We start from the raw sequence: 14,206 nt of genomic DNA, 5'->3' as shown, positions 1-14,206 counted from the left end.
GCGCGCCCCTTGGTGCCGCAGCCCCCGGGAAGGAATTGCCATGACCACGCTGTCGCAGATCGCCTGGGACGATACCGTCCTGCCCTTCCAGCTTGACCGGAGCGACATTCGCGGCCGGGTCGCGCGCCTTGACGGCGTGCTCGAGAAGGTGCTGTCCCAGCACGCCTATCCCCCGGCCATCGAGGCGCTGGTCGCCGAGGCCGCGCTGCTGACCGCGCTGATCGGCCAGACCGTCAAGCTGCGCTGGAAACTGTCGCTGCAGATCCGCGGCGACGGCCCGGTCCGCATCATCGCCACCGACTATTACGGCCCCGAAGCCGAGGGCGAACCCGCGCGGATCCGTGGCTGGGCCAGCTTCGACGAGACCCGGCTGGCCGAGGCGGCGAATCCCTTCGACCTGATCGGCAAGGGCTATTTCGCGATCCTGATCGACCAGGGCTCGGGCATGCAGCCCTATCAGGGCATCACGCCGATCGCCGGCGGCTCGCTGTCCTCCTGCGCGGAGACCTATTTCGCGCAGTCCGAGCAGCTGCCGACGCGCTTCGCGCTCAGCTACGGCCGCTCGACCCTGCCGGGTCAGGCCGAGCGCTGGCGCGCGGGCGGGGTGATGTTGCAGCACATGCCCAAGGCCTCGCCCTTCGTGGCGTCCGAGGGCGGCACCGGCGAGGGCGGGCTTCTGGCCGCGAACGACATCCTCGACGGCGACGAGGGCGAGAACTGGACCCGCGCCAACCTGCTTCTGGACACGGTCGAGGATCTGGAACTGATCGGCCCGACGGTGCAGCCCACCGATCTTCTGGTCCGGCTCTTCCACGAAGAGGCGCCGCGGGTCTATGACGCGCAGCCGGTCGAGTTCGGCTGCACCTGCTCGGACGAGAAGGTGCGGCAGTCGCTGTCGATCTATTCGGCCAAGGACATCGGCCACATGACGACGGACGAAGGCATCGTCACCGCCGACTGCCAGTTCTGCGGCGCGCATTACGAGTTCGACCCGCAGACGCTGGGCTTCGAGGCGGTGAAGACCCCCGATGGCGACGATGCCTGACACGTCCGGCCCGCGCGTCCGGTTCACCGAGGCCGCCCTGCGCGCCGCGGTGGCGGGCGCGCGCGCCGATGCCGCGGGCTCTTCCGATTACGATATGACGGCGGGGCTCGCGCCCCCGGCCAACCGCAAGCTGCGGCCCGCGGGCGTGCTCGCGGCCTTCCGCGACGGCCCCGCGGGGCCCGAGGTGCTGCTGACCAAGCGCTCGTCGCGGCTGAAGCACCACCCGGGCCAGATCGCGTTTCCGGGCGGCAAGGTCGACCCGTCGGATGCCGACCCGGTCGCCGCCGCCCTGCGCGAGGCCCGCGAAGAGATCGGCCTGCCGACGCCCGCGGTCGAACTGCTGGGCACGATGCCCGCGCATGAGACAGTGACAGGCTTTCTCTGCACCCCCGTCTTCGGCTGGATCGACGCGCCCTTCCGCCCCGCGCCCGAAGCCGGCGAGGTGGCCGAGGTCTTCGCGGTGCCGCTGTCGCATGTCGCGGACTTGTCGCGCTACCGGCTGGAACGTCGCCGCTGGCTCGGGGAATGGCGGGCCTATTGGGCGGTGCCTTACGGGCCATATTACATCTGGGGCGCCACGGCGCGGATGCTGCGGGCGCTGGCGCTGCGGATGAATGATGCGGATCGCGGCTGAGATCCTCGCGCGCCCCGGGCTCATGCCGGTGATGGCGGCGCTGGCGGCGGGCGGCCACCGGGCGCTGCTGGTCGGCGGCTGCGTGCGCAACGCGCTGCTGGGCGAGCCGGTCACCGACATAGACATCGCCACCGACGCGCTGCCCGAGTCGGTGATCGCCTGCGCGCAAGCGGCGGGCCTGAAGCCGGTGCCGACAGGCATCGAGCATGGCACGATCACCGTCGTCGCCGCCGGCGCCCCGCACGAGGTCACCACCTTCCGCCGCGATGTGGAAACCCATGGCCGCCATGCCACCGTCGCCTTCTCGACCGACGTGGCCGAGGACGCGGCGCGGCGCGATTTCACGATGAACGCGCTCTATGCCGAGGCTGACGGCACCGTTCTCGACCCGCTTGGCGGCTTGGCCGACCTCAGCGCGCGCCGCCTGCGCTTCGTGGGCCGGGCCGAGGACCGGATCCGCGAGGATTATCTGCGCATCCTGCGCTTCTTCCGCTTCCACGCCTGGTACGCCGATCCCGAGGGCGGGATCGACCCCGAAGGCCTCGCCGCCTGCGCCGCGCAGTCGGAAGGCATCGCGACCCTGTCGCGCGAGCGCATAGGCGCCGAGATGAAGAAGCTGCTCTCTGCCGCCGATCCCGCCCCGGCGCTGGCCGCGATGGCGCAGGCCGGCTGCCTCGCCCCGGCGCTGCCCGGCGCCGATCCGCGCGCGCTGCCGCTGCTTGTCGCTTTTTCGCCCGAACGCGACCCGATCCTGCGCCTTGCGGCGCTGGGTGGTGAGGACCCGGTGCGGGACCTGCGCCTGTCGAAGGCCGAAGCTCGCCGCCTTGCCGCCCTGCGCGAGGCCGCGACCGGCCTCGAGAGCCCCGCGGTCCTCGGCTGGCGCCTCGGCGCGCAAGATGCCGCCGGCGCCCTCGCCCTGCGCGCCGCGCTGCTCGAAATGCCGCCCGAAGACGCCGGCGCCGAGATCGCGCGCGGCGCCGCCGCCACCCTCCCGGTCTCCGCCGCCGACTATGCGGCCCGTGGCCTCGCCGGTCCGGCGCTGGGTCAGGCGCTGAAAGACGCCGAGGCCCGCTGGAGCGCCTCGAACCTGACCGCCACGCGCGATGACCTGCTGACCTGAGCCATTCTCATTGGCCCAAATATCCCGGGGGAGTCGCGCGTCCCGCGCGACGGGGGCAGCGCCCCCGCCACCGGAGGTTTTCCTTTCCCGCCCGCCCGCCTATATCGAAGGCGCGTCCCGCCCGGCCCCCGATCCCTTTCGCGTCCCCAATCCGGCAGACCGATGTTCCGCTTCTTCGAAACCCTCGTCGACCCGTTCCAGCCCTATGCCGAGACCGACGCCCCCTCGCGCCGGCTCTGGCCGTTCATCCTGACCCATGCCCGCCCGTTCCGCGGCGTCTTCGTCGCCACGGGCCTGCTGTCGATGGTCGCGGCCTTCATCGACGTGGGCATGATCTGGTACGTCGGCCGGGTCGTCGACCTGCTGGCCGAGGGCCGCCCGGCCGAGGTGCTGGCCGCGCACGGGCTCGAATTCCTTGCGGTCGCCGCCTTCGTCCTGCTGATCCGCCCGTTCCTCGTCGTCGGCACCGTGGCGCTGCTGCACAACACGATCCTGCCGAACTTCGCCACGCTGGTGCGCTGGCGGGCGCACCGCCACGTGCTGCGCCAGCCGGTCGGCTGGTTCGAGAACGACTTCGCGGGCCGCATCGCCAACCGGATCATGCAGGCGCCCACCGCCGCCGGCGACGCGGTGTTCCAGACCTTCGACGCCGTGGCCTTCGCGGTCACAACCGTGCTCGGCTCGCTGGTGATGCTGGCCGGCACCGACCCGCGGCTGGTGATCCCGGTGCTGGTCTGGCTCGGCGCCTATCTCGCGCTGATGCGCTGGACGATCCGCCGCGCGGGACCGGCCGCGCAGGCTTCGTCCGACGCGCGCTCGGCGATCACCGGGCGGGTGGTGGACAGCTATTCCAACATCCATTCCGTCAAGCTCTTCGCCCATCACGACCGCGAACTGGCCTATGCCCGCGAGGCGATAGAGACCGCGCGCGAAAAGGTGCAGGTCGAGATGCGGATCATCACCCGCATGGACCTGGTGCTGACCGCGATGAACGGCGCGATGATCGTGGGCGTGATCGCGCTCGCGATCTGGTTCTGGACGCAGGGCTCTGCCACCGTCGGGCTGGTGGCCGCCGCCGCGGCGCTGGTCTTGCGGCTGAACAACCTGACCTACTGGATCATGTGGGCGACGACGAACCTCGTGAACGCGCTCGGCACCGTGGCCGAGGGGATGGAGACGATCACCGCCCCCGTCACCCTGACCGACGCGCGCGGCGCCAAGGCTCTGGCCCTGACGCGGGGCGAGATCGCGGTGAAGGGCGTCACCCATCACTACGGCCGCCGCCGCGGCGGGCTCGAGGCGCTGGACCTGACCATCGCGGCGGGCGAGCGCGTGGGCATCGTCGGGCGGTCGGGCGCGGGGAAATCGACCCTCGTCAAGCTGATGCTGCGCTTCTACGACGCCGAGGCCGGCCGGATCGAGATCGACGGGCAGGACATCGCCCGGGTAACGCAGGACAGCCTGCGCAGCGCGATCGGGATGGTCCAGCAGGACAGCTCTCTGCTGCACCGCACCGTGCGCGAGAACATCCTTTACGGCCGCCCCGACGCGACTGAGGCCGAGATTATCGCCGCCGCGACGCGGGCCGAGGCGCATGACTTCATCCTGACCCTGCAGGACCAGCACGGCAACCGCGGCTATGACGCGCAGGTGGGCGAGCGCGGCGTGAAGCTGTCGGGCGGCCAGCGCCAGCGCATCGCGCTCGCCCGCGTCATCCTGAAGGACGCGCCGATCCTGATCCTGGACGAGGCGACCTCGGCCTTGGACAGCGAGGCCGAGGCCGCGATCCAGCAGACGCTCTATGGCGTGATGCAGGGCAAGACGGTGCTGGCTATCGCGCACCGGCTCTCGACCATCGCCGCGATGGACCGCATCGTGGTGATGGAGGAGGGCCGCATCGCCGAGATCGGCACCCATGACCAGCTTCTGGCCGCCGGCGGTCTTTACGCCGGCTTCTGGGGCCGCCAGTCCGGCGGCTTCCTCGGCACCGACGAAGACGAGACATCCGCATGAAGCATCCCGCGACCTTCATCGACGCGTTCCAACCGGCAGAGGGCCCGCCGCCCGCCACGCTGGGGCGCTTCTTCGCCTGGTGCCTGTCCGGCGCCTGGCCGGCGCTGACTTGGGGCGCGGTCTTCTCGGCCGCGGCCGGCACGCTCGAGATCATCTCGGCGACGATCCTCGGCTGGGTGATCGACGCGGTGATCGCGACCCCGGTGGGCGAGGCGTTCAGCGCCCATGGCTCGCTGCTGCTGGGGGCGCTGGTCTATTTCCTGATCCTGCGCCCGGCGGTCTTCGGGCTGAACTCGGCCTCGAACGCGCTGGTGGTGCAGCCGAACATCCTGCCCCTGGTGCTGTCGCGCCTGCACCGCTGGACGATGGGCCAGTCTGTCACCTTCTTCGACAACGACTTCGCCGGCCGCATCGCCCAGAAGCAGATGCAGACCGCGCGGGCGGTCACCGATGTTGCCTCGGAATTCGTCAACACCGTCTGCTTCGCGCTGGCCTCGGTCGTGGGCTCGGCGATCTTCCTGATCGCCATTGACGGCTGGATCGCGGTCGCGCTCCTGGCCTGGCTCGCGGTCTATCTCACGATGATCCGCTGGTTCATGCCGCGCGTCCGCAAGCGCTCGGCCGCGCGTGCCTCGGCCCGCGCGATGGTGACGGGGCAGGTCGTCGACACGATCACCAACATCAAGACCGTCAAGCTTTTCGCCCATTCCGAGCACGAGGACCGCGCCGCGCTGGCCGCGATGGCGGGCTTCCGCGACCGGGCGATGGATTTCGGCTGGGTCTCGGCTGGGTTCCGCGGCTCGCTGATGCTGGTGTCGGGCCTGCTGCCGGTGATCCTGATCGGCGGCACGATCTGGCTCTGGAACCAGGGCGTCGCCACCGCGGGCGAGATCGCGGCCTCGGGCACCATCGCGATCCGCATCGCGCAGATGACCGGTTGGGTGTCGATGTCGCTGATGAACATGTATGGCTCGGTCGGCGAGGTCGAGGACGGGATGAACACCCTCTCGCCGCAGCACAGCCTGACCGATGCGGCGGATGCGGGCAGCCTTGCGGTGCCGCGGGGCGAGGTCGCCTTCGACCATGTCACCTTCGCCTACGGGCGCGAGGAGGGCGGGCTGTCCGACATCGACCTGACCATCGCCCCGGGCGAGCGGCTGGGGATCGTCGGTGCCTCGGGCGCGGGCAAGTCGACGCTCGTCTCGGTGCTGCTCAGGCTTTACGACGTTGAACAGGGCGCGATCCGCATCGATGGGACCGACATCCGCGGCGTGACGCAGGAAAGCCTGCGCCGCCAGATCGGCATGGTCACGCAGGAAACCGCGATGTTCAACCGCTCGGCCCGCGACAACATCATGTACGGCAACCCGCTGGCGACCGAGGATCAGATGATCGCCGCCGCCCGGGCCGCCGAGGCGCATGAGTTCATCCTCGGGCTCAGGGACCACGCGGGCCGCAAGGGCTACGAGGCGCATCTGGGCGAGCGCGGCGTGAAGCTGTCCGGCGGGCAGCGCCAGCGGATCGCGCTGGCGCGGGCCTTCCTGAAGGACGCGCCGATCCTCGTGCTGGACGAAGCGACCTCTGCGCTGGATTCCGAGGTCGAGGCCTCGATCCAGGAGGCGCTGACCCGGGTGATGGAGGGCAAGACGGTGCTGGCCATCGCCCACCGGCTGTCGACCATCGCCGAGATGGACCGGATCGTGGTGCTGGACCGTGGCCGGATCGTCGAGCAGGGCACCCATGCCGAGCTGCTGGCGCAAAATGGCCTTTACGCGCGCTACTGGAACCGGCAATCGGGCGGCTTCATCGGCACCGAGGACGAGGATGCCGAGCCTTCAGCCGCCGAGTGAACCCATGACCGTCACCATCGACCGCCTTTCGCTGCATGCCGAGGGCATCGCCCGCACCGAGGCCGGGCCGCTCTATGTCCCCGGCGCGCTGCCGGGCGAGGTCGTCGACGGCGCGGTCGAGGGCGGCCGGATCGCCACGCCGAAGATCGTCACGCCCTCGGCCGACCGGGTGAGGGCGCCCTGTCCGCATTACCGCGCCTGCGGGGGCTGTTCGTTGCAGCACGCCTCGGACCCCTTCGTCGCCGGCTGGAAGCGGCAGGTGGTCGAGGTGGCGCTGGCCGGGCAGGGGCTGCAGGCCCCGGTGCTGGAGACGATCACCTCGCCCGCCCGCTCGCGCCGCCGCGCGACCTTCGCCGGCCGGCGCACCAAGACCGGGGCGCTCGTCGGCTTCCACGCCCGCGCCTCGGACACGGTGGTCGAGATCCCGAACTGCCTGCTGCTCGACCCCGCGCTGATCGCGGCGCTTCCGGTGCTGCGCGAGATCGTGCTGGCGGGCGGCTCGCGCAAGGGCGGGCTCGACCTGACGCTGACGGTGACCGAGGGCGGGCTCGATCTTGCCGTCACCGGTGGCAAGCCGATGGACCCGGCGCTGTTCCAGTCGCTCTCGGCCGTGGCCGAGACCGCCGACCTCGCCCGCCTTACCTGGGAGGGCGAGACCGTCGCCGGTCGCCGCCCGCCGGCGCAGCGCTTCGGGGCGGGGCTGGTCGAGCCGCCCGCCGGTGGCTTCCTGCAGGCCACCCGCGCCGGCGAGGCCGCGCTGGTGGCCGAGGTCCTGAAGATCACCCAAGGCGCCGACCGCATCGCCGACCTCTTCGCCGGGGCCGGCACCTTCACCCTGCCGCTCGCCGCCGGGGCCGAGGTCCATGCCGTCGAATCCGATGCCGCGGCCCTTGCCGCGCTCGACCGCGGCTGGCGCCGGGCCCCCGGTCTGAAGCGCGTCAGCACCGAGACCCGCGACCTCTTCCGCCGCCCGCTGCTGCCCGACGAGCTGAACCGCTACGATGCCATCGTCATCGACCCGCCCCGCGCCGGGGCCGAGGCGCAATCGGCCGAGCTCGCCGCCGCGACGGTGCCGGTGATCGCCTATGTCTCCTGCAACCCGGTGACCTTCGCCCGCGACGCGGCGCGGCTGGTGGCGGCGGGCTACACGCTCGAGCAGGTGCAGGTCGTCGACCAGTTCCGCTGGTCGGCGCATGTCGAGCTGGTGGCGCGCTTCCGCAACAGCCGGCGATGACGCTTGCGTGAGCGCCGACGCAGCGTCTAGGCGAAATTTACCTGTCGGTGTATCTGCTCGGGCAAAAGACCTCCCACGATAAATCCTCCCCCGAGCAGTTACGGTAGACGATGCGCATGATCGCGGTATGCATGTTGATGGCGAGCCTCGGCCTCGTGTCGGGCTGTGGCGACTCGAAGTTCAAGACCTATCGCGGTCCCGACGTGACGGGCATCTACGTCGACAAGTCCGATCGCAAGATGTTCCTGATGCACGGGACGCAGGCGCTGAAGGTCTACAACGTCTCGCTGGGCAAGCAGCCTGTCGGCCACAAGGAATTCGAGGGCGACGGCAAGACGCCCGAGGGCACCTACCTGATCGACCGCCGCAAGCCCGACAGCCCCTTCCACCTGTCGATCGGCATCTCCTATCCGAACGTGATGGACGCGGACTTCGCCCATGCGCAGGGCAAGGAGCCGGGCGGCGCGATCGTGATCCACGGCGTCGGCCGTGCGCGGCCGCCGAAGGATCTCTGGGACTGGACCGACGGCTGCATCGCCGTCACCGACGAAGAGATGGAAGACGTCTACGCGATGGTCCGCAACGGCACGCCGATCACCATCGTCCCCTGAGGCGCCGCGCGTCTTCGGCTTGGCGAAAATACTCCGGGGGAGCCGCCGGAGGCGGCGGGGGCGGAGCCCCCTCTTCCCGGCTTTCGCACTGGCAAAAATATCCCGGGGGTGAGCGGGCAGGGCCCGCGAGGGGGCAGCGCCCCCTCATCCGTCCGGCATCATCGCGCGCCGCTCAGTTCCCGGTGACCATCGTCCACCAGATCTTGCCGTTCGGCTCCTGGTACCAGGACAGGCCCACGGCGCGTGCGTTCGGGTCGGTGACGACGCGCGCGGTGTTCGCATCCTCCATCCAGGCCGACAGCGTTTCCAGCTCGGTCTCGTAGCTTTCCGAGATGTTCTCGCCCTGCGCGATGCCCGGATAACCGGTGCGGCGCACCCGCTCGACCGGGGACGAGCCGTCCGAGCCGAAGTGCCAGGGCCGGTTCTGCACCGCCATGTCGCGCGCATGGGTCGCGGCGGCGGCGGTCAGCTGGGCATCCAGCACCATCGGCGCCGCGCCGCGGGCCTGCCGCAGGGCGTTCACCGCGTCGAGGAAGCGGTACTGGATCACGCTCTCCTGCCCGGCGGCGATCTTGTAGACGCGCGGCAGCGGCTTGCCGTCGGCGCCGAGCTTCACGGGCGTGCCGCCACAGGCGGCCAGCGCCAGGGCAGAGACGAGCAGGGCAGAGGTGGTGAGGCGGCGGGTGATCATGGCAGGGGCATCGCATCAGGGGCGCACTGGCGCGCAGCCATACAGGCCCCGCGCGCCGGGATCAAACCCCCATCGGGCCCCTTGCGGGTCTCGGGCGGGTCTAGGGCGGGCCGCAGGCGATCACCCGCGCGCGATTACGCGTGCGTGAGTTGTCGCAGGACCGGCTTTCCGGTAGGGAAGGGCCCATTCGGCCGAAGACCGCCCGGTCCCCGGCCCAAGGCGCGCCCGCAGAAATCCGCGCGTCCCCCGAGAGACAGGTCAGTCCAGGAGAACCCGATCATGGCGCAAGGTCCGCGTCACCCCTTTGCCCCCAGCAGTCCTGTTGCCGGCAGCCCTGTGGCCAGCCGCCGCACCTTCCTGTCGACGGCCGCCGCCGCGCTGGCCACGGGCCTTGCCGCGCCGGCGCTGGCGCAGTCGAACCCGATGGCGAACTCGACGGTGATGGAAGCCGCCGTGCAGCCCGGCGCCCGCCGCAATGCCTCGGCCTTCCGCACCCTGCGCTGGCAGGACTATTTCTCGAACACCAAGAACGGCGTGATCCTTGTCGATATCGACAGCCGCGCGCTGCACTACTGGTCCGAGGATGAAAGCATCTATCGCCTTTACCCGACCTCGGTCCCGGCGACGGACGAGCTGACCCGCAAGGGCCAGACCTCGGTCACGCAGAAGGTCACCGCGCCGCCGTGGCGCCCGACCCCCTCGATGCGCGAGCGCTATCCCGACTGGCCGGAGTTCGTGGCGGGCGGCGATCCGATGAACCCGCTCGGTCCCTATGCGCTGTACCTGTCGTGGCAGTATTACCGCATCCACGGCACGCATGACACGCGCAAGATCGGCCGCCGGTCGTCGAACGGCTGCATCGGACTTTATAATCAACATATCACGGAACTTTTCGGCTTCGCGAAAGTAGGCACGCAGGTGTTGCTAATTTGACGACATCTGGCGGCCGTCTGCCGCCCCGCGCTGAGGATGCCGTTGCAAATCACGCGGGAACTTGGTTAGACGGTTTCACGAGGTACAGACTTGAGAGCCTTTGCCGTCCTCACAAAATTCGGCCAAGGGCGTAACTGGAGGTTACTATGAAGAAACTCGCGCTCGCCGCTGCCCTGTCGGTTGCTGCTTCCTCGGCCTTCGCCGGCGGCTATGTTGAGCCCGTCGTCGAGCCGGAAGTCATCGTCGAAGACACCTCGTCCTCGTCGGCCGGCATCGTTGTTCCGCTGCTGCTGCTGGTTCTCGTCGCTGCCGTTGTGGCCGCTGACTGATCCAGACCGCAAGGTCATAGGAAAAGGCGGCAGGGTGACCTGCCGCCTTTTTCATATTCGGGCCAAGGGTTTGGCCCTCGAATGATTGGCCCTCGACCAGAGTGACGCCCCGGCACTCGCCGCGTCCGGGCGACCCGGGACCGAAGCCCCGGATCCGTCCCGCGCCGCGTGCCGCGCCCTCAGGCGATCCAGCCCGCCAGCCCCTGCGCGATCTCCTCCATCAGCGCCGCGATATGCGCGTCGTCGTCGTTCAGGCAGGGGATGTAGGTGAAGCGCTCGCCACCCGCGTGCTCGAAGGCCTCACGGATCTCGCCGTTGATCTCCTCCAGCGTCTCGATGCAATCGGCCGAGAAGGCCGGCGAGATCACGGCAATGTGTTTGACGCCCTGCTTCGCCAGTTCGGCCACGTGCTCGACGGTGTAGGGGCGCAGCCATTCCTCGGGACCGAAGACCGACTGGAAGGTCGTGTCGATCCGCTCGGGGCCCCAGCCCAGCCGCTCGCGCAGCAGGCGCGAGGTCTTCTGGCACTGGCAATGGTAGGGATCGCCCTCCATCAGATAGCGCTTCGGCATCCCGTGATACGAGGCGACGAGCTTCGCCGGCTGGTCGTCAAGCGCCGCGAAGGCCCGCTCGACCGAGCCCGCCAGCGCATCGATATAGCGCGGCGAGGCGAAATATTCGGGCGCGGTGCGCGCCGCGGGCTGGCGCTTCTGTTTCATCAGGGCGCGGAAGAAGGCGTCGTTCGCCGTGGCGCTCGTGGCCCCCGCGTATTGGGGATAGAGCGGCAGGAACAGGATCTTCTCGCAGCCGGCTTTCACCATTCGGTCCACCACCGACTGGGTCGAGGGATTGCCGTAGCGCATGCAGAACTCGACCTGCACCCCGGCGCCCCAGCGGGCCTCGCAGGCGGCGCGCAGCTTGGCGGTCTGCGCCTTGGTGATGGTCATCAGCGGGCTCTCGCCCAGATCGTGGTTCCAGATCGACTTGTAGTTCGCCCCTGACGAGAACGGGCGCTTGGTCAGCACGATCGCCTGCAGGATCGGCTGCCATTTCCAGCTAGGGTAATCGATCACCCGCTTGTCCGAGAGGAATTCGTTCAGGTAGCGCCGCATCGACCAGTAATCGTAATTGTCCGGCGTGCCGAGATTGGCGATCAGCACCCCGATCTTCGGCCGCGTCACCGCCGGGTGATCGGCCGGGGCATGGGCGGGTCTCGCTGCTGCGCTGCTCGTGCTGGCGTCCATCGTCCTGTTCCCCATCGTTCTGTGCGGACCTCTGCCCACCACCGGGCGGCGGCGGAACCGAGGCCGAGATAAACCGTTTTGTCACGGGGTCAAAGGCGACGATGCGCCACCCCGGCTTCCTCGGAAAGAGACATGATCCGGCATACCGACACAACGCCCGACGTCCCGGCGCCGCCGCGGCTCGACCCTGCGCGCCATGCGCTGCTGCTCGATTTCGACGGCACGCTGGTCGAGATCGCGCCGCGCCCCGACGCGATCCTCGTGCCGCCCGCACTGGGCCCCTTGCTCGACGCGCTGTCGCGCCGGCTGGACGGGGCGCTAGCCATCGTCTCGGGCCGCAGTCTGGCGGAAATCGAGCGATTCCTGCCGGCCTTCGACGGCCCCGTCATCGGCTCGCACGGGGCCGAGACGCGCGGGCTGCCGAGGCTGCCCGGCGGCGCGGGCCCGCGCGATCTAGCCGCGCTGCATGCCCGCTTCGCCGGTTTCGCGGCAGAGCATGACCTGCTGGCAGAGCCGAAGCCCCATGGCGCGGCCCTGCATTTCCGTGCCCGGCCCGAGGCCGAGCCCGAGGTGCGCGCCTTCGTCGAGGCGGTGCTGGCCGGGGAACCGGGGCTTGAGCTGCAGCCGGCGAAGATGGCCTTCGAACTGCGCCCCAAGGGCGCGACCAAGGACGCCGCGCTGGCCGCCGTCGCGCATCTGCCGCCACTGGCGGGCCGGCTGCCGGTCTTTCTGGGCGACGACGCCACCGACGAGCCCGCCATCGCCTGGGCGGCGCGCGCGGGCGGGTTCGGCGTGAAGATCGGCTGCGGCGAGTCCGTCGCGGCGCATCGCCTGTCCGGCCCGGCCGAGGTGCTGGGCTGGCTGGCCGAGCAGTGTTGAGGGAGGGGACCGAAATGGACGGAAGCGGGGGCTTGGGGCGCGGGCGGCTGATCTGCCTGTCGAACAGGATACCGACCGGGGCAGAGCCCTCGGGCGGGTTGGTGGTGGCGCTGGCCGACGTGCTGGAACGCTCGGGCGGGATCTGGATCGGCGCCGCGCCTGAAACCACCGACCAGCCCGAGGACGACCTGACAGAGATCGAGGGCGGCGCCTTCCGCCGCCTCGCTTTCCGCCTGACCGCGGCCGAGCAGGAAGGCTATTACGCCGGCTTCTCGAATTCCGTGCTTTGGCCGGTGTTCCACGACCGCGCCGACCTGATGGAATTCCGCCGCGAGGATCACGAGACCTACCGCGCCGTCAACCGCCGCATCGCGCGCATCGTCGCCAAGGTGCTGCGGCGCGAGGACCGCATCTGGATCCACGACTACCACCTGCTGCCCCTGGCGGCCGAGCTGCGCCGGCTGGGCGTCGAGAACCCGATCGGCTTCTTCCTGCACACGCCGTTCCCGACCGCGCTGGCGTTGCAGTCCATGCCGCAGGGCAACGAGATCTGCGGCTGGCTGATGGCCCATGACCTCGTAGGGCTGCAGGCGCAGCGCGACTGCGTCCATGCCCGCGGCGCGCTGACCCGCCTTGCCGGGGCCGAAGAGCTTGAAGAGGGTCTCTATGCGCTCGACGGGCGCCGGATGCGCCTCGCGGCCTTCCCGATCGGCATCGACACCGCTGATTTCACGCGGCTGGCCGGGCAGGCCTTCGACCGCCTGCCGCCGGGGATCGTCAAGCCGCCGCGCCAGCTGATGATCGGCGTCGACCGGCTGGACTATTCCAAGGGCCTGCCGAACCGCTTCCGCGCCTTCCGCCATTTCCTCGACCTGCAGGAGGATTGGCACCGTAGGGTGTCGCTGCTGCAGATCGCCCCGCCGACCCGCGAGGGGGTGAAGGCCTATGACGACATCCGCGAAGAGCTGGAAGGCCTTGCCGGCAAGGTCAACGGTGCCTTTGCCGACATCACCTGGACACCGATCCGCTACATCCACCGCCCGGTCCCGCGCGAGACGCTCGCCGGGCTCTACCGCGCCTCGCATATCGCGCTGGTGACGCCGCTGATGGACGGGATGAACCTTGTCGCCAAGGAATTCGTCGCGGCGCAGGACCCCGAGGACCCGGGCGTGCTGATCCTGTCGCGCTTTGCGGGCGCTGCCGAGCAGATGCCGGAAGCGCTGATCGTCAACCCGCATGACGAGGGCGAGATCGCGGCCCAGATCCTGACCGCGCTGACCATGCCGCGGTCAGAGCGCCGCCGTCGCCACGCCGCGCTGATGGAGGGGCTGGGCGCGCAGGACGTGCACTGGTGGTCCGACGCCTTCCTGACCGCGCTGACCGGGGCCTCGGCCGCGCGGGTCGGGCGCTAGCCGCGCCGCCGCCCGTGCAGGCTGCCGCCCGCGGCGGACGGGCAGGGGCGAGGCCGGGGCGCGCGAAGTGGATGCGCCCGGCCGATCGGCTTTTACAGGGCGCCACCCGCGACACTGACGCAGGCAGGTCTTCGGTCGCGCAGCTTCGTGCGGAACGCAGACCGCTTGCCGCACTTCGGGGCGGCCGCGTGCGAGATCGCGGCCAGCGGCG

Annotated in this window: 13 protein-coding genes; 11 read left to right on the top strand and 2 right to left on the bottom strand. The window is 70.2% G+C overall.

All coding sequences use genetic code 11. The features are described 5' to 3' along the window. Positions 1-40 precede the first annotated feature (40 nt). The 7 genes from hslO to V8J36_RS03950 all read left to right on the top strand — a co-directional run bounded on the left by hslO (position 41) and on the right by V8J36_RS03950 (position 8,507). Positions 41-1,045: an Hsp33 family molecular chaperone HslO gene (gene hslO, locus V8J36_RS03980; protein WP_336465942.1), complete on the top strand. Its 1,005-nt coding sequence runs from the start codon at positions 41-43 to the stop codon at positions 1,043-1,045. Further along, positions 1,038-1,679, top strand: coding sequence for a CoA pyrophosphatase (locus V8J36_RS03975; RefSeq protein WP_442902455.1), 642 nt, complete (start codon positions 1,038-1,040; stop codon positions 1,677-1,679). Before hslO ends, V8J36_RS03975 begins: the two co-directional genes overlap by 8 nt. Further along, positions 1,663-2,799, top strand: coding sequence for a CCA tRNA nucleotidyltransferase (locus V8J36_RS03970; RefSeq protein WP_336465941.1), 1,137 nt, complete (start codon positions 1,663-1,665; stop codon positions 2,797-2,799). The genes V8J36_RS03975 and V8J36_RS03970 overlap by 17 nt, the downstream gene beginning before the upstream one ends. Positions 2,800-2,961: 162 nt before the next feature. Next, positions 2,962-4,812 (top strand): ABC transporter ATP-binding protein, encoded by a 1,851-nt coding sequence (locus V8J36_RS03965; RefSeq protein WP_336465940.1) that lies wholly within the window; start codon positions 2,962-2,964, stop codon positions 4,810-4,812. Further along, a complete protein-coding gene (locus V8J36_RS03960; protein WP_336465939.1) occupies positions 4,809-6,662 on the top strand; it encodes an ABC transporter ATP-binding protein in 1,854 nt (617 codons plus the stop codon). Before V8J36_RS03965 ends, V8J36_RS03960 begins: the two co-directional genes overlap by 4 nt. A 4-nt stretch (positions 6,663-6,666) precedes the next feature. Beyond that, positions 6,667-7,896 (top strand): class I SAM-dependent RNA methyltransferase, encoded by a 1,230-nt coding sequence (locus tag V8J36_RS03955; RefSeq protein ID WP_336465938.1) that lies wholly within the window; start codon positions 6,667-6,669, stop codon positions 7,894-7,896. Positions 7,897-8,006: 110 nt separating this feature from the next. Continuing rightward, positions 8,007-8,507: a L,D-transpeptidase family protein gene (locus tag V8J36_RS03950; protein WP_336465937.1), complete on the top strand. Its 501-nt coding sequence runs from the start codon at positions 8,007-8,009 to the stop codon at positions 8,505-8,507. A gap of 172 nt (positions 8,508-8,679) precedes the next feature. Here the strand turns inward: V8J36_RS03950 and V8J36_RS03945 are convergent, their stop codons facing one another. After that, positions 8,680-9,198 (bottom strand): CAP domain-containing protein, encoded by a 519-nt coding sequence (locus V8J36_RS03945; protein ID WP_336465936.1) that lies wholly within the window; start codon positions 9,196-9,198, stop codon positions 8,680-8,682. A 279-nt stretch (positions 9,199-9,477) separates the two neighbouring features. Between V8J36_RS03945 and V8J36_RS03940 the strand changes: the two genes are divergently transcribed. Both V8J36_RS03940 and V8J36_RS03935 read left to right on the top strand, forming a co-directional pair. Continuing rightward, the gene (locus tag V8J36_RS03940; RefSeq protein ID WP_336465935.1) at positions 9,478-10,131 is read left to right on the top strand and encodes a L,D-transpeptidase; all 654 of its coding nucleotides are present in this window, start codon (positions 9,478-9,480) and stop codon (positions 10,129-10,131) included. Between the two features lie 146 nt (positions 10,132-10,277). Next, positions 10,278-10,460 (top strand): hypothetical protein, encoded by a 183-nt coding sequence (locus tag V8J36_RS03935; RefSeq protein ID WP_336465934.1) that lies wholly within the window; start codon positions 10,278-10,280, stop codon positions 10,458-10,460. 179 nt (positions 10,461-10,639) lie between these two features. Here V8J36_RS03935 and hemH read toward each other — a convergent pair whose 3' ends face one another. After that, positions 10,640-11,704, bottom strand: a complete 1,065-nt coding sequence (hemH, locus tag V8J36_RS03930; RefSeq protein ID WP_336465933.1) for a ferrochelatase — start codon at positions 11,702-11,704, stop codon at positions 10,640-10,642. Between the two features lie 132 nt (positions 11,705-11,836). Here hemH and otsB point away from each other — a divergent pair, with 132 nt between their 5' ends. Next, positions 11,837-12,583, top strand: a complete 747-nt coding sequence (gene otsB, locus V8J36_RS03925; protein ID WP_336465932.1) for a trehalose-phosphatase — start codon at positions 11,837-11,839, stop codon at positions 12,581-12,583. A 14-nt stretch (positions 12,584-12,597) separates the two neighbouring features. Beyond that, positions 12,598-13,995, top strand: a complete 1,398-nt coding sequence (locus V8J36_RS03920; protein WP_336465931.1) for an alpha,alpha-trehalose-phosphate synthase (UDP-forming) — start codon at positions 12,598-12,600, stop codon at positions 13,993-13,995. Positions 13,996-14,206: the final 211 nt, after the last annotated feature.

This window comes from Frigidibacter sp. MR17.14 (assembly GCF_037095735.1).
GTDB lineage: Bacteria > Pseudomonadota > Alphaproteobacteria > Rhodobacterales > Rhodobacteraceae > Frigidibacter.
This window is presented reverse-complemented; position numbering and strand designations above follow the sequence as displayed.

Coding starts and splice junctions, on each gene's coding strand:
- hslO (WP_336465942.1), top strand. CDS start 41: ATGACCACGCTGTCGCAGATCGCCTGGGACGATACCGTCCTGCCCTTC.
- V8J36_RS03975 (WP_442902455.1), top strand. CDS start 1,038: ATGCCTGACACGTCCGGCCCGCGCGTCCGGTTCACCGAGGCCGCCCTG.
- V8J36_RS03970 (WP_336465941.1), top strand. CDS start 1,663: ATGCGGATCGCGGCTGAGATCCTCGCGCGCCCCGGGCTCATGCCGGTG.
- V8J36_RS03965 (WP_336465940.1), top strand. CDS start 2,962: ATGTTCCGCTTCTTCGAAACCCTCGTCGACCCGTTCCAGCCCTATGCC.
- V8J36_RS03960 (WP_336465939.1), top strand. CDS start 4,809: ATGAAGCATCCCGCGACCTTCATCGACGCGTTCCAACCGGCAGAGGGC.
- V8J36_RS03955 (WP_336465938.1), top strand. CDS start 6,667: ATGACCGTCACCATCGACCGCCTTTCGCTGCATGCCGAGGGCATCGCC.
- V8J36_RS03950 (WP_336465937.1), top strand. CDS start 8,007: ATGCGCATGATCGCGGTATGCATGTTGATGGCGAGCCTCGGCCTCGTG.
- V8J36_RS03945 (WP_336465936.1), bottom strand. CDS start 9,198: ATGATCACCCGCCGCCTCACCACCTCTGCCCTGCTCGTCTCTGCCCTG.
- V8J36_RS03940 (WP_336465935.1), top strand. CDS start 9,478: ATGGCGCAAGGTCCGCGTCACCCCTTTGCCCCCAGCAGTCCTGTTGCC.
- V8J36_RS03935 (WP_336465934.1), top strand. CDS start 10,278: ATGAAGAAACTCGCGCTCGCCGCTGCCCTGTCGGTTGCTGCTTCCTCG.
- hemH (WP_336465933.1), bottom strand. CDS start 11,704: ATGGACGCCAGCACGAGCAGCGCAGCAGCGAGACCCGCCCATGCCCCG.
- otsB (WP_336465932.1), top strand. CDS start 11,837: ATGATCCGGCATACCGACACAACGCCCGACGTCCCGGCGCCGCCGCGG.
- V8J36_RS03920 (WP_336465931.1), top strand. CDS start 12,598: ATGGACGGAAGCGGGGGCTTGGGGCGCGGGCGGCTGATCTGCCTGTCG.